We start from the raw sequence: 17,896 nt of genomic DNA, 5'->3' as shown, positions 1-17,896 counted from the left end.
CGGCCGTTCCCCTCCTCCCTCCCGGGGCGCGCGCGGCCCCGGCGGATCAGCCCCGCAGGCCGTCGGGCAGCGAGCCCAGCCCCGAGGCGAACTCCCAGCGCTCGGCCTCCGAGAGGACGGCGTAGACGGGCTCGTCCCGCCGGTTCGTGTCCGCCTCGATCCGCTCCCACAGGGGTCCGCCGGTCAGCTCCCGGACCTCCTCGACGGACAGGCCCTCCGCCGCCCACGCGGCACGGTGCGCGTCCCCCCGGTGGTGGCGCAGCGCGCTGAGGCGTGAGGTCAGGACCAGGGCGGCGCCCGCCCCCTCGGGCTCGTACGGCGGGGACATCGCGCCGAACGCCGGACCCCCGGTGGCCGCCCCGGCCTCCAGCAGGCGCCCGGTCAGCTCGCACAGCCGCTCCACCGACACCCGGTTCGGGGGGACGCCGACCGACCACAGCTCCTCGGCCGCTGCGCCGACGACCTCCTGCACGGCCAGGGCGACCTCCCGGCCCAGCGGGGTGAGCGTGCGGGTCCCGTCGGCGTCCGTGTCCGCGATCTCCGGGGCGATGGGCTTGCGGGCGTACACGGACGCGGCGGCGAACGCCGCGGCGCCCATCGGACGGGCCAGCAGCCCGGCGTACAGGCTCGTCTCGAAACCCGGGTCCCGCCCCCACCGTTCGTAGAGGGGGAGCAGCCGGGGGAGCGCGAGGGCGCGCACCCCCATGTGGACCCGGTCGATGACCGGTCGGACCAGACCCGCGTAGCTCATCGGCGCCCTTCGGCGTGGAGGCGGACGTGACGCGCGCCATGCTGTCACACGGGCGGCCGGGCCCGCAGCGGAACGGCCGTTCGGCGGGCTGCCCGCGGATTCCCGTCCGACGGCCGACCGGCCCTCCCGCCCGGGGGCTCACACGCGGACGGCGTCCAGCCCGCCCGTGCGCGGGAGGTCCGGAGCCCGCCCAGCCCCGGGCGGTGCGGTGTTCGGGCCCGGCACGACGAGGGGGCGCCCCCGCCGGGAGGTGTTCCCGGTGGAGGCGCCCCCTCGGCGCGCGGACGCGCCGGACGGCGGGAGCGGGCTCAGCCCGTGCCGTCCTCCTTCTTCGCGGCTCGGACGACCCGGGCGGCCTGTCCCCGCGCCACCACACGTGTCCCCGGGGCGTTCCCGGCGGCCGGGATCCGTCCGTTCGCCGCGGCCGGTCCGGCCTCGGCCTCCCCGTCACCGGTCGTGTCCTCGGCCGCGCCGTCCGACGGGGCCTCCTCGTCGCCGGGCAGGTCGAGGGTGTCGCGGAGGCGCACCTTGGGCAGGAAGAGGCCCACCACGAGGCCCACCGCGGCGATGCCCGTGGCGACGAGGAAGATGTCGCCGGTCGAGGAGCCGTACGCCGACTCCACGATCTCCCGGACGAACGGCGGCATGGCGGCCAGGTTCAGGGTCCCGCTGCCCGCCGCCGCGGAGGCGTCGACGCCGGCCCCCGCCAGCCCCTCGGAGATGTTCGTGCCGACCCGGTTGGCCAGGATCGCGCCCAGCACCGAGACGCCCATGGTGCCGCCCAGGGAGCGGAAGAAGGTGATGGCCCCGCTGGCCGCGCCGAGCTCGCTCAGCGGGACGGAGTTCTGCACCACGAGGACCAGGTTCTGCATGGACATGCCCACGCCGGTCCCCACGAGGAGCATCCCGGCGGAGACGATGAGCAGCGAGGTGGTCTCGTCGATGGTGGACAGCAGGAGGAAGCCCAGGGTCAGGGAGACCAGGCCGGTGACCACGTACGGCTTCACCCGGCCGGAGTTGGACACCATGCGGCCGGAGACGGTCGAGGAGACCAGGACCCCCAGCATGAGCGGGGTGGTCAGCAGGCCCGCCTCGGTGGGCGAGTAGCCGCGTGCGAGCTGGAAGTACTGACCCAGGAAGACGGCGCCGCCGAACATGGCCATGCCGACCGCGATGCTGGCCAGGATGGCGATGGCGGTCTCCCGGCGCACCACCAGGTGCAGCGGGATCACGGGCTGCGAGACCCGCGACTCCACCCACACGGCCAGGCCGAGCAGGACGGCGCTGCCGGCGACCATGGCGCCGGACTGCCAGGAGATCCAGGCGAAGTCGTTGCCGACGAAGGTGACCCACAGCAGCAGCGTGCTGACGCCCGAGGCGATCAGCAGGGCTCCGGCGTAGTCGACCTTGGCGTCGGCGCGGCGGACGTCGGCCAGCTTCAGGGTGCGGCCCAGCACGAGGGAGGCGATGACCATGAACGGCACGCCGATGAAGAAGCACCAGCGCCATCCGAGCCAGGAGATGTCGGTGATGGCCCCGCCGATCAGCGGTCCGCCGACGGTGGCCACGGCCATGATGCCGCCGATGTAGCCGTTGAGGCGACCGCGCTCCTTCGGGCTGACCAGCGAGGCGATGATCACCTGCACCAGCACCTGGGAGGCGCCCATGCCGAGGCCCTGCACGGCGCGGAACGCGATCAGCTGGCCGGTGGTCTGCGCGAACCCGGCCAGCAGCGACGAAACGACGAACAGGACGATCGACAGCTGGAGCAGCTTCTTCTTGTCGAACAGGTCGGCGAGCTTGCCCCAGACGGGTGTGGAGGCCGTCGACGCCAGCAGGGTGGCGGTCACCACCCAGGTGTACTGCGCCTGGGTCCCGTTGAGGGAGCCGACGATCTGCGGGAGGGCCACGGACACGATGGTGCCGCTGAGCATCGTCACGCCGAGCACTATGAGCAGGCCGCTCAGGGAGCGCATGATCGGTGGTTGCCCGGTGTCGGTAAGGGAACGCGTAGTGCTCAAAGAACGACCTCTGCGAGAACGGAAGCGGCCTCGACGGGCCGCGAAGACTGCTCAGGGGGCAAAACTGCATGATGGGCATTTTTGCACTCCATGTAGAATAACACCGTGGACAGGACACCGGGGCTGCGGGAACGTAAAAAGGCCGAGACGAGACGAGCGGTACACACCGCTGCAGTGCGCCTCACAGTCGAGCGCGGGTTCGACCAGGTCACCGTCGAGGCCATCGCCGAGGCCGCCAACATCTCCCGCCGCACGTTCTCCAACTACTTCGCGTGCAAGGAGGAGGCGCTGCTGCACGGGGAGCGGCTCTACATCGACGCCTTCGTGCGCCACCTGCGCGAACGGCCGCGGGAGGAGGCGGCCTGGCCCGCGCTGCGCGCCGCCGTGCGCGCCCTCTACCTGTCCTGGGGCAAGCCGATGGACCGCGAGTGGGCCGCGCGCACCCGCCTGGCCCGCGACCACCCCTCGCTCCTGGCCCGGCAGCTCGCCAACCAGGCGCAGCTCGCCCAGGACCTGGAGGCCGCCCTCGACGGGAGGGCGGGGCCCCCGGGTGTGCGCCACGGAGTGCTCGTCGCGGTGTTCCTCGCCGGGCTGCGCACGGCGGTCACCACGTGGAGCGAAGAGGGGAAGCGCGCCCTGCTGGCGGTCGTCGACGAGGTCCTGGACGAGGTCGAGGCCCCGTTCGGCGGCTGAGGGCGGGCCGGTCCCCCGGTCGGGTCCGGCCGGTCCGGGAGTCGCGGGCGGGGCGGTGCGCACCCGCCCGAGGGCCGCGCCGCGCTCCGCCGGTCCCGCGCACGGCCGGGATACTGGGCCCATGGACGACCTCGTACGCTCCCTGCTGCCCCTGACCACCAGCGCGGAGGAGGGGGAGCGGGCCGCGCGGGTGGCGCTGCTGCCCGTGGGCAGCCTCGAACAGCACGGCCCCCACCTCCCGCTGGTCACCGACACGGTCGTCGCCTGCGTCCTGGCCCGCGTCCTCGCCGGCGCCCGCCGCCTGCGCGTCCTGCCCCCCGTCACCGTCGGCTGCTCCCACGAGCACGCGGCCTGGCCCGGCACCGTCAGCATCTCGGCCCCCACCCTGCACGCCGTCGTCACCGACATCGCCGCCTCCCTCGGGGACACCCGGCTCGTCCTGGTCAACGGCCACGGGGGGAACCACGTGCTCGCCAACACCGTCCAGGAGTCCGGCGGCCGGATGGCGCTCTTCCCCTGCCCCGGCGACTGGGAGGCCGCCCGCGCGGCCGCGGGGATGGCCACCGACAACGACGGCGACATGCACGCCGGCGAACTGGAGACCTCCGTGCTCCTGCACGCGGCCCCGGAGCTGGTCCGCGAGGGCTACGAGCACGCCGACCACGTCACCCCGCCGCGCGACCGCCTGCTCACCGTGGGGCTGGCGCCCTACACCGCCTCGGGCGTGGCCGGCAGGCCCTCGCTGGCCACGGCGGCCAAGGGGCACGCCCTCCTGGCCGCGCTCGACCGGGCCTTCGAGGGGTGCCTGGCCGCCCTGGACGGCGCGCCCCGCCCCGCGCCCGGGGTCGCGCCCGACCCCGGCCCCGGCGGCGCCCCGGCCTGAGGCCGGGGGCCGGGGGCCGGTGCGTCGCCGGGCAGGGCGTACCGCCCTGTGTCGAGGCGAAGACTCGGATTGCTACCATCTCGGAAAACGAGATAGAAAGGCGCCGATGACCTCCCTCGTCTTCGCCGTGTTCGCGCTGGCACACCTGTGCCTGACCCTCTGGCTGGTGTGGCTGGCGGCCACCCGGCGCTCCGCCCACACCTGGCTCCTGGCGCTCGTCGCCGCGGGACTGGTCTACGACAACGGGATCGTCGCCGTCGGCTCCACCATCGGGGCGGGCGACCTGCTGTACGCGCTGAACCTGCCCCGGTTCCTCGTGCACGCCCTGGTCACACCGCTGCTGGTCGTCTTCGCCGTCGGAGCCGCCCGCGACCTCGGGCTCGGCTGGGCGCGCAGGCGCGCCGTCCGAGCCGCCTTCTGGCTCCTGGCGCTGGCGCTCATCGCCTACGGCCTCGCCACCGAGGCGGTGGGGCTCACCCTGGTCCCCGGCCGGGAGGGGGACGCGCTGCGCTACTCCGCCGCCGAGTCCTCCGTGCCGATCCCCTCCGTCACGGCCATCGTCGTGCTGATCCTGGTCGGCGCCGCGCTGCTGGTCCGTGCGCGGAGCGCGTGGATGCTGCTCGGGTCGGTGTTCATGTTCGCGACCGCGGCGGCGCCGTCCGCACCGCTGGCGGTGGGCAACCTGGGGGAGGTGGCGCTCATCGCCGGACTCGCCCTCACCGCGTGGAAGGCCGGCGGCGCCGGTACGCCGGCGCGGCCCGGGGCGACGCACCCGTCCCGCTGAGCGCTCTCGCGGCTGCCGGGGAACGCGCGGCGGCGGCGCGGGGGAGGAGGCCGGCGGGCGCGGGCGGCTCCCCGTCGCCCGCCTCCGGTGCCGGCGCCGCTCACCGGTCGAGCGGCCGGCGCCTCAGGCCGAACGCCCGGCGATGGGGTGGTAGGCGCGCTCCCGGCCCTCGAGGGCGTCCGTGACCATGGCTCCCAGGCTGTTGCGGATGTGGGAGCGCACCAGTCCTGCCGCGGCGGCGCCCTCGCCGGCGACGACGAGCTCCAGGATCCTGTGGTGCTGGTTCAGGTCGATGGTGCGCGGCTCGGCGCCCGCGGGCAGTTCCAGCCCGATCCGCCGGTACCGGTCGGCCTTGTCCCACAGGTCGTCCAGGAGCCTGACCATCACGTTGTTGTGGGAGGCGGCGTAGATCGCCCGGTGGAAGGCCCGGTGCGCCGTGATGGCCTCCTCCCCCCAGCTGCGGGTGACCGGCAGCAGGGCGTCGGCCGCCGCCCTCATCGCGGCGATCTCCCGGTCCGTCCGGCGCAGCGCGGCGAGCTCGGTGGCGGAGGGTTCCAGCGAGAAGCGGACCTCCAGCAGCTCGCGCGCCTCGAAGGCGCTCATGGGCGCCACGCGGACGTCCCGGTGGGCGTCCATCACGACCCAGTCCTCGCTGGCCAGCCGTCTGATCGCCTCGCGCAGGGGGGTGATGCTCATCCCCATCTCCTCCGCCAGTTCGTACTGCGACAGGCGTGATCCCGGGGCGAGCTCACCGGAGGTGATGCGGCGGCGCAGCTCCGCGTAGGCCAGGCCGCCCTTGCTGGAGAAGACGTTCGCGCTGGTCATCGTGGCCTCTCTCACACAATCCTCGCTCGCGGGCTTGTGACCCCCGTCTCGGTCAGTATAGGCTCCGCATAACTTATAAGGGACTTATAAGAACTGGTTCGGCAGGAAGAAGGCCATGAAGATCGTTTCCGCCCACGTCGGGACCATCCCGATCAGCTCGTCGATGCGCAACGCCTACATCGACTTCAGCAAGATGGACTGCACGATCCTCGCGCTTGTCAGTGACGTGGTGGTCGACGGTGAGCCCCTGGTGGGCTACGGCTTCAACTCCAACGGCCGGTACAACGCCACGGCCATCCTGGGCGAGCGGATGCTGCCGCGGCTGCAGGACGCCTCGCCGGAGGAACTGCTGGACGGCGACGGCGAACTCTCGCCCGCCGCGGCGTGGGACGTCATGATGCGCAACGAGAAGCCCGGCGGGCACGGTGAGCGCTCCGTCGCCGTCGGCGTGGTGGACATGGCGCTGCACGACCTCGCCGCCAAGGCCGCGGGCGTGCCGCTGTACCGGTGGATCTCCGACCACTACGGTGACGGCGACCCGGACGAGGACGTCTTCGTCTACGCCGCCGGCGGCTACTACGCGCCCGGCAAGTCCCTGAAGGACCTGCAGGACGAGATGAGGGGCTTCCTCGACGCCGGGTACGAGATCGTCAAGATGAAGATCGGCGGCGCCGACCTGGCCGAGGACCTCAGGCGCATCGAGGCGGTCATCGACGTCCTGGACGGCGACGGGTCCCGCCTGATGGTGGACGTCAACGGCAAGTTCGACCTGCGGACCGCGCTGGACTACGGCCGGGCCATCGAACGGTACGGCCTCTTCTGGTACGAGGAGGTCGGCGACCCGCTGGACTACGGCCTCAACGCGACGCTGTCGGAGAACTACCGCCACCCCATCGCGACCGGCGAGAACCTGTTCTCGCTGCAGGACGCCCGGAACCTGATCCGCTACGGCGGAATGCGCCCGGACCGCGATTTCCTCCAGGTCGACCCGGCGCTGAGCTACGGGTTGACGGAGTACCGCCGGGTCCTGGACATGCTCGCCCTGCACGGCTGGTCCTCCCGCCGGTGCGTCCCGCACGGGGGGCACCAGTTCTCACTGCACATCGCCGCGGCCCTCAAGCTCGGCGGCAACGAGTCCTACCCCGGGGAGTTCCAGCCCACGGGCGGCTTCACCGACGACGCGGTGGTCGCCCGCGGCCGTGTGGCGCCGGGGGAGCTGCCGGGCATCGGGCTCGAGGGCAAGGCGGAGTTCCACCGCCTCCTCCGCGGCCTGCACGCCTGACCGGCCGGGACCGGCGGCCCCCGAACCGTCCGCGGAGGCGGGGCCGCCGGTCCCGACGACACCCGCGACCGCCCCGGGGCGGTCCGGACGACCGTCCCCGCGGCGACCCCCGGCGAAGTCGGCCCCATGACCGACGACGGACCCCTGGGCTCCCCGGCGGAGTGCCCACGTCCCCCTTTTCCCTCATGGCCGATGTCGACCCGCGTACCCCCCGCGCCGACCCCCCCGCAGCAAGTCGCGCCGAGCAAGAGACCGAAGAAGGTACGGCAATGGCACACTCCTACCTGTATCCCCTCCGGGGGAACCTGTGGGCCTCGCACCGCGAGATCAAAGAGCTCCTGACGTTCTCCAGCCGCAGGAAGGCACCGCGGCCGGAGCCGGTGGCGTCGTCACCCGGGGGCGGCGGAGTCTCCGAGCGGGCCCCCGGCGCCCCGGAGGGCCCGGGACCGGCCCGGGGCTCCGGGGATCCCGGACCCGGGTACACGCCCGCACGCGTCATCGGACTGGTGCTCGGTCCGCTGCTCTTCGCGGTGACGCTCGTGTTCTTCGAGCCCGAGGGACTCTCGCCGGAGGCGCGGGCGGTCCTCGCCACCACCCTGTGGGTCGCGACCTGGTGGATCACGGAGGCGATCCCCATCCCGGTCACGTCCCTGCTCCCGATCGTGCTCCTGCCGCTGACCGGTGCGCTGGGCGGGGACGCCGTGGTCGCGGCGTACGGCAACGACATCATCTTCCTGTTCCTCGGGGGCTTCTCCCTCGCGATCGCGATGGAGAAGTGGAACCTCCACCAGCGCATCGCCCTCTCGATCGTCGCGGCGATCGGTACGAGTCCGCGCCGTATCGTCCTCGGGTTCATGGTCGCGACGGGCTTCCTGTCGATGTGGGTCTCCAACACGGCCGCCACGATGATGATGATCCCCGTGGGGCTGGCGGTCGTCTACCAGGCCGCCCGTTCGCTGCGGGGCGGGGAATTCGACGCGGACCTGCCGAAGTTCGAGAAGTCCATCGTCTTCGGTATCGGTTACGCGGCCACCATCGGCGGTCTCGGGACGCTCATCGGGACGCCGCCGCTCGCCATTCTCTCGGCGACCGTCGGGGAACTCTTCGGCGAGAGCATCTCGTTCGGCGGATGGATGGTGTTCGGACTCCCGATCGTCGTCGTCCTCCTGGCCTTCGCGTGGTTCTACCTGACCGGTGTCGTGTTCAAGGTCCGCTTCAAGCACCTCCCCGGCGGCAAGGAGATCATCCGGGGGGAGAGGAGGTCCCTCGGCAGGATGTCCGCCGAGGAGAAGGCCGTGCTCGTCGTCTTCCTCGGGGCGGCGTTCATGTGGGTGACCCGTTCGTTCCTCTGGGACGACCTCCTCCCGGGCATCAGCGACGGCGTGATCGCCGTCGTCGCCACGGTGGTGCTGTTCACGCTTCCGTCGCGCAACGACGAGGAGAGGAAGATCCTCCGTTGGGAGGACTCGAAGAAGATCCCCTGGGGGATCCTCCTGCTGTTCGGCGGCGGGCTGGCCATCGCCGCGGGGTTCGTCGAGACCGGCCTCTCCGCGTGGATCGGCGAGCAGCTGCGCACGCTCGACGGGATCGACGTGGTCCTGATCATCGTCATCGCCACCGCCCTCGTGCTGTTCCTGACGGAGATCACCTCCAACGCCGCGACGGCGACGATGATCCTCCCCGTCATGGCGGCCTTCGCGATCTCGCTGAACGTCCACCCCTACGCGCTGATGGTCCCCTGCGCGATGGCCGCGAACTGCGCGTTCATGCTTCCGGTGGGCACCCCTCCGAACGCGATCATGTTCGGCACCGGCCGGGTGACGATCATGGAGATGGTCAGGACCGGGTTCTGGCTGAACGTCATCGCCCTCGCCCTCATCGTCGCGGGCACGCTCTACATGCTGCCGCTCATGTGGGGGATCGACCTCATGTCCCTTCCCGCCGGGTTCCGGTGAGGCCTGGCCGGTGACACCGGCCCGGAGGGGAGGGGCGTGGACCCCGCCCCTCCGGGCCGGTTCCGCCGGGTGCTCCGCGCCGGTCCCGGGGGGCGCGTTCGCCGCCCGGTCCGGTCGCCGGCCGCCCACGCAGCACCGCCGCGTGCCCTCGGGGGCGGGACCGGACCCGCCCCCGAGGGCACGCCCGCGCCCGCGTCCGTGTCCCCCGTGCTCCTTCCGACGACCGCGGCGAAAGATCAGGACAAAGTCATTTCCGAAGGCGCCTGAGTCGAAAATCCCTTTTGTGAAATAGAAGAAGTTGTTCCACTCGTTGCTCCCTCGTCGGTGTTTTGTCGTGCCGGATAACGCAGTTCGGAGGGCCGTTCCGGGGGAAACGGAAAGAAAAGCCCTCCGGCGCGATAGATTCGCCGGTGGGCCGTATTTCAGGGTGTCGGGCACGGGGTGGTTTCTGTTCCCGTGCCCTGTGCCCCCTTCGGGAGAACGGTCCGTTCGGAAAACAGCAGCGGTCTGTCGACCTTCTTCCGTGAGGAGAGACGTGTGAGCATGGCGACGACGCCCGAGGACGACACGGACCGGAGGGCGAGCGCCGGCGCCGCCGCGCGCACCCCGCCGGGGACGGACCATGACGAGGGCTACTGGCGGTTCGTCACCTGGCTCGACGACGGCGGCGCCACCGTCGGCCTCACCGTCCATGTGGCCCGGTACGGGGTCGAGGACGCGGACGGCCGCCCCACCCACGCCCACGCCGCCACCTGGCACGTCCGCGACCGGGGGACGGGCCACCGTGCCGACGCCTCCTGGACGGACACCGCGTTCGTCGACCTGGCGCGCGCCGCGGCCGAGAACGACCCCTTCCTGGACCGCAGCGTGCGCGCCGCGATGCTGGACCTCCTCAAGCCCGGCGACGGGCTGTACCCCGACCGCGAGCTGCCCGGGCCCGTGGTGGCGGGCGGGGGCGGCCTCGACCTCGACTACGGCGGTGTCGTCCGCCTGCGCGCGGACGGGGACCGCCTCCTCCTCGACCTGCGCGGCGACGAGGGCTCCTGGCGCCTGCGTCTCACCCCCGCGGCGCCCGCGTCCCCCCACACGGCCGTGGACGGCCTCCCCTCGGCGCGGCCGTCCCGGGTCGTGCCGCGTGTCGTCGTGGAGGGGACCCGGACCGATGCCCACGGGGAGCGGCCCGTCCACGGTACGGGCTGGTACGAGCGCGTCCTGCCGGACGCTCCCCGCGACGCGGCCGGACCGGTCCCGGACAGCGAACCCGTGTGGACCCGTGCCGTGGCGCGCCTGGACGACGGATGGACCGTCACCGCCACGCGGCGCGGCCGGGTGGACGCCCTCACGGGGCGGACCCGCACCGAGCCGGTGGAGGTCCTGCTGCACTCGCCGGAGGGGGGTTGCACGACGGTGCGGGCGAGCGTGACCGACGCCGCGACCTGGACCTCCCTGGCCAGCATGCGCGTCCACGTCACCGAGTGGTTGATCGAGGCCCACGGCGGTCTGCGCCTGCGGGTGCGGGCGTGGTCCCCCTCCCAGGAGTCCCGCGCCCTCCTCCACGGCACCGGCACCCTCGTGGCCCACGCCGACGTCGAGGGCGTCCGGGGCGGTGTGCCCGTCCGCGGACGCGGACACCTGGAATCCCGCCCGGCCGGCAGGATCACGCGCTTCGAGCCCCACATGCGCGGTATAGAGGCCGTGGTGAGGGAGGAGCTGAGGCGCGTCTACCCCGACCGCCCGGACCGGGACGCCCTCACCGCACTCGCGGGTCTGGAGGAGCACCCCGGGGTGCTCGGCGCCTCGACGGCGGACGACCTGCACGCCGCGCTCGTCCGCCCCCTCCGCCACACCACGGACGGCGCGGGCAAGGGCATGCGGACCTACCTGTGGTTGCAGATCGTGGACCTGTACGGAGGAGACCCCCAACGGCTCCGGCCCATGCTCGCGGTCATCGAGGCACTCCAGACGGGCAACCTCATGATCGACGACATCCAGGACCGCTCGCCCATGCGCAGGGGGCGGCCCGCCGCCCACACGGTGTTCGGGGACGCGCTGACGATCAACGCCGGGACGCACGCCTACTTCCTCGTCGACCAGGTCCTCCCCCCGCTCGTGCGCGGGGACGACCGCCTGCTCCTGGCCGTGTACCGGATCGTCATGGGCATCATGCGCGCCGGGCACGCGGGCCAGGCCCTGGACATCACCGGCCACGCCGCCGCGATGGACGAGGCTGTGCGCACCGGTGAGGCCGGCCCCCTCCTGAGCCGGATCCGCACCGCCCACCTCCTCAAGACGGCCCTGCCCATACGCAGCCTGGTCGAGATCGCCGCGCTCCTGTCCGGGGCCTCAGAGGAGCAGCTCCGGGGCGTCCGCGTCTACGGGGAGAAGGTCGGCCTGGCCTTCCAGATCGGAGACGACATGCTGGACCTGAGGGGGGTCACCGTGCGCGACCCCTCCGGAGCGCTGACGTCCACCAAACTCCGGGCCGAGGACCTGAGGGAGGGCAAGGTGACGATGCCCCTGGCCCACGCCGTCGCCCTCCTGCCCCCCGACCGCGTACGCGTGATCTGGGAACGCGTGCGGACAGGCGTGGCGGACGAGGCGGAGGCCGCGGAGATCGCCGACGAGCTCATCGCCTGCGGCGCGGTGCGGGCCTGCGAGGACGAGTGCCGCGCGCTGGTCGACGAGGGCTGGGGGCGGTTGCGGGGGGACCTGCCCCGGAACTGGTCGGCGCTGGGGCTCCACGCCCTGGGAACCTGGGCCGTCCACCGGAACGCGGAGTGCTGAGCATGGTACGTTCCGCGTCACCGAGCCCGCAGGGGACGGCCGGCACGCCCGCGCCCGCCACGTCCACGCTGAGCGTCCGCGGCGTCCACAAGTCCTACGGCCACCACCGCGTACTCCGCGGCGCCGACCTGGAACTGCCCCCGGGGTGCCTGGGCGGCGTGGTCGGCGAGAACGGCGCCGGCAAGTCCACCCTCCTGCGCATCCTCGCCGGACAGCTGTCGCCCGACCGGGGGGAGGTGGCCTACGCCGGGCGGCTGGGGTACTGCCCCCAGCACACGGTCCTCAACCCGTCCTTCACCGTGGAACAGCACCTGCGGTTCTTCCAGGTCGCCTACGACCTGCCGGACCTGGCGCTGGCCCACGAGCTCATGGACCTCCTGTCGTTCGCCGGGTACCGGCGCCACCGTGTGGGCTCCCTCAGCGGGGGGACCCGGCAGAAGCTCAACCTCACCCTGGCCCTCATGCACGATCCGCCCCTGCTGCTCCTCGACGAGCCCTACCAGGGCTTCGACTGGGAGACCTACGAACGCTTCTGGGAGCTGGCCGCCCGCCTGCGCGACCGGGGCCGGTCGGTGCTGGTGGTCTCCCACATCGCCTTCGACACGACCCGCTTCGACCGCCTGTGGCGACTGGAACAGGGCCGACCGGTACCGGCGTCCACAGGAGCGGGGGAGGGGCGGTGAACGTGCGTCGGGCCTGGGACCGCTATTGGACCGCGACGGTGTTCGCGGTCACCGAGCACCTGCGCAACCGCCTGGCCCTCGTGCTCGTGCTGGGCTTCGTGCCGCTGTGGATCACCCTGGTCCACCTGGTGATCGCCGACGGCGACGTCACGTTCCTGCTGCGCGCCAGCGGCGAGCACCTGACGGTGAACGGCAACCACATCAGCCAGATCTCGGGGGCCGTCAACGCCGTCACGCTCATCGTCGGCTTCATGATGTTCATCGTGACGTTCCGGTCGGTGGGCTTCGACCAGCGGCTGGTCCTGGCGGGCTATCCCCGCAGTCACCTGCTGGCGGGCAAGCTCACGGCGCTGGTCCTGGCCACGGCGGCGGTGTGCGCCTACGCCACGGCGGTGACGGCCGTGTACTGGACCCCCGAGCGGCCGGTGGCGCTGTGGATGGCGCTGTGCGGGGCCGCGCTCGCGTTCGGCGGGATCGGGATCGCCCTCGGGGCGGCCCTGCGCGGGGAGCTGGAGGGCATGTTCGTCGTCATCATGCTCAGCATCATCGACATGGGGCTCCAGAACCCGGTGGCCAACCCCGCCGCCGACAGCGACATCGTGCGCTACCTGCCCGCCTACGGGACCATGCAGTCGGGAACGGCGGCGGGGTTCGTGGAGGACGTCCCGTGGGCCCACATGGCGCTGGGGCCGCTGTGGTTCGTGTGTGCGGTGGTGGTGGCAGGGACGGTGCTGTGGATGCGCACCCGTGACCGCCGCTCGCCCCTGGCCGGGATGCGCAGGGGTGTTCCGCGGCGGGGATGAGGGACGCCCCGCCGAACCGCCGTGCGCGGCGCCCCCGGGGGCAGGTCCCGCGGCCACCGGGAGGGGCGACCCCCTCCCGGCGGCCGCAGGACCTGGACGGTCCGCGGAACACGGCCCGGGCCCGGTCAGAACCAGAACCACTGGATCGGGTTCATGCCGTAGACGGCGACGAACGCGCCGCCGACGACCGCGGTGACGGCCACCGAGGTCAGGACCGGGCGCCGCGCGGGAAAGCGCCGAGCGCACGCCCACACCAGGAAGGCCAGGCCCGCGGCGACGGACGCGCTCCAGTAGGCCACCGAGGTGGTCTCGGCGATCACGAGGTGCCCGTAGACCCCCTCGCCGATGAGCACACCGCTGAGCATGCCCGTGCCCCAGGGGGCGAAGCCGGTGCGAAAGCGCAGGGAGTGGGCCGTCAGGCCGAGGAAGGGGCCCACCAGGACGGCCGCGGTGAGCCAGAAGGCCGTGGTGCCCGTCGAGGCGTGGTAGCCGCGCAGGACCGAGGCCAGGTCGTAGCCGAGCATCATGCACGCCAGCGCCGCCGCGGCGGCGGCCACGGCCGCCCACCGGCGCCGGGGCAGCAGGGCGAGGAGGAACGCCGCCACGCTCCAGGAACCGCTGGAGTTGCTCAGGGAGTTCAGGTGGAAGGGCAGCCATCCCTGGCTGAAGGAGGTCAGCGCGCCGATGGCCAGCCCGCCGAGCGCGGCCGCGGCGAGGGCGCCCACGGAGGCGGCGAGGCCGGGGGGCGTCGGGTGCGGGGTCGTCGTAGAGGTGCTCATGCCTGCGTCATCGCCTCTCCGGGCCCGCCGGGTTCGGCGGCGGGGGCAACGAATTCATGACGCCGCCCGGGCCCCTCGCGGTGGCGGCCCCGGCGCAGGGCCGTGCTCGCGTCCCCGCCCGCACGGCGCGCAGCGCGGGCGGCGCCCGGGCGCCCCCGGGCACGGAGGCGCAGCGGCGACCGCGACACGAGGACCGCCGCGCCGGGCAGCGCGGCGACCAGGGAGAGGAGGCCGTAGAGCACCGAGACCGTCACCCCGGTGGCGGCGCCCAGGCCGGCCGCGCCGAACGCCAGCGCCGTGACCGCCTCGCGCGGCCCCCAGCCGCCGACGTTCACCGGCAGGCTCATCGCCAGCAGGGCCAGCACCACCAGGGGGACCAGCTGCTGCACCGGCGCGGTGACACCGGCGAGGCGCGCCGCCACCGCGAACAGGGTCACGTGCCCGGCCAGCGCCGCCGCGGACAGCAGAACCACGCGCGGCCAGCGCGCGAACACCCCCGAGCGGACGTCGGCCGCGGCGGTGCGCAGGGCCCGCCACCAGCGGGTTCCGCGGGCACGGCCCGCCCGCAGGCCGAACGCCGCCGCCAGGGCGACCGCCGCGACCGAGCCCGACGCCGCCCCCACCGCCCACAGGCCCGGACCGAGCAGCGCGGCCGGAAGGGCGAGGAGCAGCGCGGCTCCCGTCGCGGCCAGCACCGCCTGCCCCACCATGCGCTCCAGGACCACAGCGCGCACGCCCCGCCCGAGGTCGCCGCTGGACCGGCCGTGGCCGACCGCGCGGTTCACGTCCCCGAGCACCCCGGCGGGCAGCACCGCGTTCAGGAACACGGACAGGTAGTAGTCGGCCACCGCGCGCCGGAACGGGAGGCGCAGGCCCACCCCGAGCGCCACCTCCCGCCAGCGGCACGCGCACAGCACCGTCGTCGCCGCGCCGATCCCCAGGGCGGTCAGGACCGGGCCGGCGCCCACGGCCGAGAAGGCGTCGGTGAACGTCCCGCCGGGGAACCACCACACCACCGCCGCCAGGATCGCGGCCCCGGCCGAGGTCCGGGCCCACACCCGCCACCGGCGGGACGGGGCGCCGCCGGTTCGCGGCCCCTCCCGTGTCCCCCGTGCGGTCGTGGCGGTCATGCGCTCGTCGCCCCTCCGACGTCGGCGGGCCCGGCGGGGCCGCCGCGGTCCACCGTGCCTTCTCCGGGCGGCCGCGGCGTGCTCCGAGGGCGTGCCGGTTCCGCGCCCGGGCGCCCCGTCCGACCCGGAGGGGCGTATGTCCCGCACCTACCCGGGGCGGCGCGCCCGTATCCCGCCGCGGACGGCCCCGGCCGCGCCGCGCTCATCCGCGGGCCGGGGGACGCGGGAGCACCAGCAGGTCGGTGTGGTGGACCGTCACGCCGAGCTCCCCCCGAGCGCACTCCTCCAGCCTCCGCTCCAGGTACGCGGCGCCGGGGAGCGAGGGGTCCTGCTCGACGGCGGCGCCCGCCCAGCCCCGCAGCCAGGCCCGCGTCAGCGCCGCGTCCCCGGGCCCCAGGCGCCACGGGCTCGGGAACATCCGCACCTGCCGACCCAGGCCCTCGAACGCGGCGGCCGCGGCCCCGGCCGCCTCCGGTCCCAGCCGGCCCTCCCGCCTCTGGTGGGCGTCGAACGCCTCCGCGAACGCCGCGTCCGACGGGTCCCCGGGCGAGAACTCCACCCGCCCGACCACCGAGATCGAGAACAGCGCCGGGCACCCGGAGGCGGACACCGCCTCCGCGAGCGCCGCGACCTCGGCCCCGGTGAGCAGGTCGAGGAGCGCCGAGGCCACCACGAGGGTCACCCCCTCCAGGTCGCGGGCGCACAGCGCCGCCACGTCCCGGCGGAGGGTCCGCACGGAATCGGCGGGGACCCGCCTCCCCGCCTCCTCCAACAGGGCCGGGTCGCGGTCGAACAGGAGCCAGCGCTGGGGCCGGGGCAGCCGCGGCCCCAGCCAGCGCCCCAGCGACCCCGTCCCGCAGCCCAGGTCGGCGACCACCCGCCCGTGGCCGGCCAGGAGCGCGAGCGGGGCGGTGGAGCGGGCCCGCGCGTCCGCGCCCTCGCGCAGGGCCAGCCACTCCGGCGCGAACGCCGGGACACCGGTCGTGCTCAAGGCGTCGCCTCCCCGTCCAGGACGGCCGCCATGCGCCGGGCCGTCTCCTCCCATCCTGCCAAGCCCTCCCGCCGTTCGCGGGCCGAACGCCCCAGACGGGAGCGGAGGCCGGGGTCGGTGAGCCAGCGGCGCAGGGCGGCGGCCAGGGCCCCCGGGTCCCCGGGAGGAACCAGCAGCCCCGGACGGGAGCCGTCCGGGGCGGAGCCCAGCGCCTCGGGCACCCCGCCCACCGATGTCGCGGCCACGGGGACGCCCCGGGCCAGCGCCTCGGTCACGACCATGCCGTAGGTCTCCCCGCGCGAGGGCAGGACGAGGAGGTCGCAAGCGGTGTAGGCGGCCTCCAGGTCCGCGCCGGTGAGGGGACCGGTGAAGGCCACCCGGTCCGCGAGGCCGTGCTCGCGGACCAGGCCGCGGAGGCGGGCCGCGTGTGCCCCCGCGTCCCCGGACGGGACCGGGCCGACGCACGCGCATCCCCAGGGCAGGTCCGCCAGCGCGGCGAGCGCGGACACGAGGACGTCGTGCCCCTTGCGCGGGGTCACCGAGGCCACGCACAGCAGGCGCGTGCCGTCGCCGACGGGGGAGAGGGGCGCAGGGTCCGCGCCGGGCTCGACCACGTGCACGCCTTCCACCCCGTGGTGGGCGGACACCCGCCGTGCCGCCCACCGGCTCGTCGCCACCACGGCGGAGGCGGCCCGCAGGACCGCACGCTCACGCGAGTCCAGGGCGGCGGCCCGCGCCTCGGGAAGCCCCGTCTCGTCGGCCAGCGGCAGGTGCACCAGGACCACCAGCCGCAACCGGGGCGCGTGGGGGAGCAGGACCTCGGGCACCCCGCAGGCGACGAGGCCGTCCAGGAGCACCGCGGCCCCGTCGGGGACGCCCTCCAGCACGCGGGAGAGGCCGGCCCGCGCGGCGGGGTCCGCGACGGGCCAGGCCCCGGGCACCGCCTCCTCCCGCACCGGGCGTCCCAGCCCGGCGAGGGCCTCGCGCAGGCGGCGGTCGTAGACCCCGCCGCCGCTGGGAGCGCCCCCGTGCGGGACGACGAGGACGGTCCTCACAGTTCGCGCTCGTAGCTCGCCCAGGCCACGTGCGACTCGTGCAGGGTGACCGCGACCGAGTCCAGGCCCCGCGCCCTCGCGTCGATGCGCTCCACCAGCCGGTCCGCGACGACCCTGGCCAGGAACTCCGTGGTGGTGTTCACCCCGGCGAAGTCCGGTTCCTCGTCCAGGTTGCGGTAGTTGAGCTCGGCGACCAGCCCTCCCAGTTCACGGGTGGCCAGGCCGATGTCCACCACGATGTTGTCCGCGTCGAGTTCGCGGCGGCGGAAGGTGGCGTCCACGACGAACGTCGCCCCGTGCAGCCGCTGGGCGGGGCCGAACACCGCTCCGCGGAAACTGTGGGCGACCATCAGGTGGTCGCGGACGGTGACGCTGTACATCGGCGGGCTCCTCTGCGGTGGGGGCCGGCCGGACGTTCCGGCCGGCGTCGTGGTGGGGAAGGCCGTTCGGCGGGCGCGGACGCACGTCCGGTCCGCC

16 protein-coding genes are annotated in these 17,896 nt (G+C 74.2%); 8 read left to right on the top strand and 8 right to left on the bottom strand.

What is annotated here, in order from left to right:
• Positions 1 to 46: 46 nt before the first annotated feature.
• Complete coding sequence (locus ACFQBR_RS08220) at positions 47 to 751, bottom strand: hypothetical protein (protein WP_344180573.1); 705 nt, start codon at positions 749 to 751, stop codon at positions 47 to 49.
• 308 nt (positions 752 to 1,059) lie between these two features.
• Complete coding sequence (locus ACFQBR_RS08215) at positions 1,060 to 2,727, bottom strand: MDR family MFS transporter (protein ID WP_344180571.1); 1,668 nt, start codon at positions 2,725 to 2,727, stop codon at positions 1,060 to 1,062.
• Between the two features lie 219 nt (positions 2,728 to 2,946).
• Between ACFQBR_RS08215 and ACFQBR_RS08210 the strand changes: the two genes are divergently transcribed.
• The 3 genes from ACFQBR_RS08210 (at position 2,947) to ACFQBR_RS08200 (ending at position 5,132) form a co-directional block, all read left to right on the top strand.
• The gene (locus ACFQBR_RS08210) at positions 2,947 to 3,465 is read left to right on the top strand and encodes a TetR family transcriptional regulator (protein WP_344180569.1); all 519 of its coding nucleotides are present in this window, start codon (positions 2,947 to 2,949) and stop codon (positions 3,463 to 3,465) included.
• A 121-nt stretch (positions 3,466 to 3,586) separates the two neighbouring features.
• The gene (locus ACFQBR_RS08205) at positions 3,587 to 4,348 is read left to right on the top strand and encodes a creatininase family protein (RefSeq protein ID WP_344180567.1); all 762 of its coding nucleotides are present in this window, start codon (positions 3,587 to 3,589) and stop codon (positions 4,346 to 4,348) included.
• Positions 4,349 to 4,454: 106 nt separating this feature from the next.
• Positions 4,455 to 5,132: a hypothetical protein gene (locus ACFQBR_RS08200; RefSeq protein WP_344180565.1), complete on the top strand. Its 678-nt coding sequence runs from the start codon at positions 4,455 to 4,457 to the stop codon at positions 5,130 to 5,132.
• Positions 5,133 to 5,255: 123 nt separating this feature from the next.
• Here ACFQBR_RS08200 and ACFQBR_RS08195 read toward each other — a convergent pair whose 3' ends face one another.
• Entirely contained in the window at positions 5,256 to 5,957 is a 702-nt protein-coding gene (locus tag ACFQBR_RS08195) for a GntR family transcriptional regulator (protein WP_267949854.1), read from the bottom strand.
• Between the two features lie 115 nt (positions 5,958 to 6,072).
• Between ACFQBR_RS08195 and ACFQBR_RS08190 the strand changes: the two genes are divergently transcribed.
• From ACFQBR_RS08190 to ACFQBR_RS08170, 5 genes are all read left to right on the top strand, one after another.
• Complete coding sequence (locus tag ACFQBR_RS08190; protein WP_267949855.1) at positions 6,073 to 7,239, top strand: enolase C-terminal domain-like protein; 1,167 nt, start codon at positions 6,073 to 6,075, stop codon at positions 7,237 to 7,239.
• 269 nt (positions 7,240 to 7,508) lie between these two features.
• Positions 7,509 to 9,194: an SLC13 family permease gene (locus ACFQBR_RS08185; protein ID WP_344180562.1), complete on the top strand. Its 1,686-nt coding sequence runs from the start codon at positions 7,509 to 7,511 to the stop codon at positions 9,192 to 9,194.
• 543 nt (positions 9,195 to 9,737) lie between these two features.
• On the top strand, positions 9,738 to 11,978 hold the full coding sequence (locus tag ACFQBR_RS08180; RefSeq protein ID WP_344180633.1) for a polyprenyl synthetase family protein: 2,241 nt from the start codon (positions 9,738 to 9,740) through the stop codon (positions 11,976 to 11,978).
• 2 nt (positions 11,979 to 11,980) lie between these two features.
• Positions 11,981 to 12,661 (top strand): ABC transporter ATP-binding protein, encoded by a 681-nt coding sequence (locus ACFQBR_RS08175; protein ID WP_344180560.1) that lies wholly within the window; start codon positions 11,981 to 11,983, stop codon positions 12,659 to 12,661.
• Entirely contained in the window at positions 12,658 to 13,464 is an 807-nt protein-coding gene (locus ACFQBR_RS08170; protein WP_344180558.1) for an ABC transporter permease, read from the top strand. The genes ACFQBR_RS08175 and ACFQBR_RS08170 overlap by 4 nt, the downstream gene beginning before the upstream one ends.
• Positions 13,465 to 13,589: 125 nt before the next feature.
• On the opposite strand, the gene ACFQBR_RS08165 is transcribed toward ACFQBR_RS08170, so the two are convergent.
• From ACFQBR_RS08165 to ACFQBR_RS08145, 5 genes are all read right to left on the bottom strand, one after another.
• Positions 13,590 to 14,243, bottom strand: a complete 654-nt coding sequence (locus tag ACFQBR_RS08165; protein ID WP_344180556.1) for a DUF6518 family protein — start codon at positions 14,241 to 14,243, stop codon at positions 13,590 to 13,592.
• Complete coding sequence (locus tag ACFQBR_RS08160; protein ID WP_378552660.1) at positions 14,240 to 15,373, bottom strand: lysylphosphatidylglycerol synthase transmembrane domain-containing protein; 1,134 nt, start codon at positions 15,371 to 15,373, stop codon at positions 14,240 to 14,242. The genes ACFQBR_RS08165 and ACFQBR_RS08160 overlap by 4 nt, the downstream gene beginning before the upstream one ends.
• Before the next feature lie 202 nt (positions 15,374 to 15,575).
• Positions 15,576 to 16,364, bottom strand: coding sequence for a class I SAM-dependent methyltransferase (locus ACFQBR_RS08155; RefSeq protein WP_378552657.1), 789 nt, complete (start codon positions 16,362 to 16,364; stop codon positions 15,576 to 15,578).
• Positions 16,361 to 17,419 (bottom strand): glycosyltransferase family 4 protein, encoded by a 1,059-nt coding sequence (locus ACFQBR_RS08150; protein WP_344180550.1) that lies wholly within the window; start codon positions 17,417 to 17,419, stop codon positions 16,361 to 16,363. Before ACFQBR_RS08150 ends, ACFQBR_RS08155 begins: the two co-directional genes overlap by 4 nt.
• The gene (locus tag ACFQBR_RS08145; protein ID WP_330162148.1) at positions 17,416 to 17,799 is read right to left on the bottom strand and encodes a 6-pyruvoyl trahydropterin synthase family protein; all 384 of its coding nucleotides are present in this window, start codon (positions 17,797 to 17,799) and stop codon (positions 17,416 to 17,418) included. Before ACFQBR_RS08145 ends, ACFQBR_RS08150 begins: the two co-directional genes overlap by 4 nt.
• Positions 17,800 to 17,896 lie beyond the last annotated feature (97 nt).

Source organism: Nocardiopsis tropica (genome assembly GCF_042660575.1).
Classification (GTDB): Bacteria; Actinomycetota; Actinomycetes; order Streptosporangiales; family Streptosporangiaceae; genus Nocardiopsis; species Nocardiopsis tropica.
The sequence above is the reverse complement of the archived record's forward strand: the minus strand, read 5'-3'. Positions and strand labels throughout refer to the sequence as shown.

Excerpts from the sequence above, each read along its gene's own strand:
- ACFQBR_RS08160 (WP_378552660.1), bottom strand. The coding sequence starts at position 15,373 with ATGACCGCCACGACCGCACGGGGGACACGGGAGGGGCCGCGAACCGGC.
- ACFQBR_RS08195 (WP_267949854.1), bottom strand. The coding sequence starts at position 5,957 with ATGACCAGCGCGAACGTCTTCTCCAGCAAGGGCGGCCTGGCCTACGCG.
- ACFQBR_RS08215 (WP_344180571.1), bottom strand. The coding sequence starts at position 2,727 with ATGCGCTCCCTGAGCGGCCTGCTCATAGTGCTCGGCGTGACGATGCTC.
- ACFQBR_RS08205 (WP_344180567.1), top strand. The coding sequence starts at position 3,587 with ATGGACGACCTCGTACGCTCCCTGCTGCCCCTGACCACCAGCGCGGAG.
- ACFQBR_RS08180 (WP_344180633.1), top strand. The coding sequence starts at position 9,738 with ATGGCGACGACGCCCGAGGACGACACGGACCGGAGGGCGAGCGCCGGC.
- ACFQBR_RS08145 (WP_330162148.1), bottom strand. The coding sequence starts at position 17,799 with ATGTACAGCGTCACCGTCCGCGACCACCTGATGGTCGCCCACAGTTTC.
- ACFQBR_RS08220 (WP_344180573.1), bottom strand. The coding sequence starts at position 751 with ATGAGCTACGCGGGTCTGGTCCGACCGGTCATCGACCGGGTCCACATG.
- ACFQBR_RS08165 (WP_344180556.1), bottom strand. The coding sequence starts at position 14,243 with ATGAGCACCTCTACGACGACCCCGCACCCGACGCCCCCCGGCCTCGCC.
- ACFQBR_RS08200 (WP_344180565.1), top strand. The coding sequence starts at position 4,455 with ATGACCTCCCTCGTCTTCGCCGTGTTCGCGCTGGCACACCTGTGCCTG.
- ACFQBR_RS08175 (WP_344180560.1), top strand. The coding sequence starts at position 11,981 with ATGGTACGTTCCGCGTCACCGAGCCCGCAGGGGACGGCCGGCACGCCC.
- ACFQBR_RS08185 (WP_344180562.1), top strand. The coding sequence starts at position 7,509 with ATGGCACACTCCTACCTGTATCCCCTCCGGGGGAACCTGTGGGCCTCG.
- ACFQBR_RS08190 (WP_267949855.1), top strand. The coding sequence starts at position 6,073 with ATGAAGATCGTTTCCGCCCACGTCGGGACCATCCCGATCAGCTCGTCG.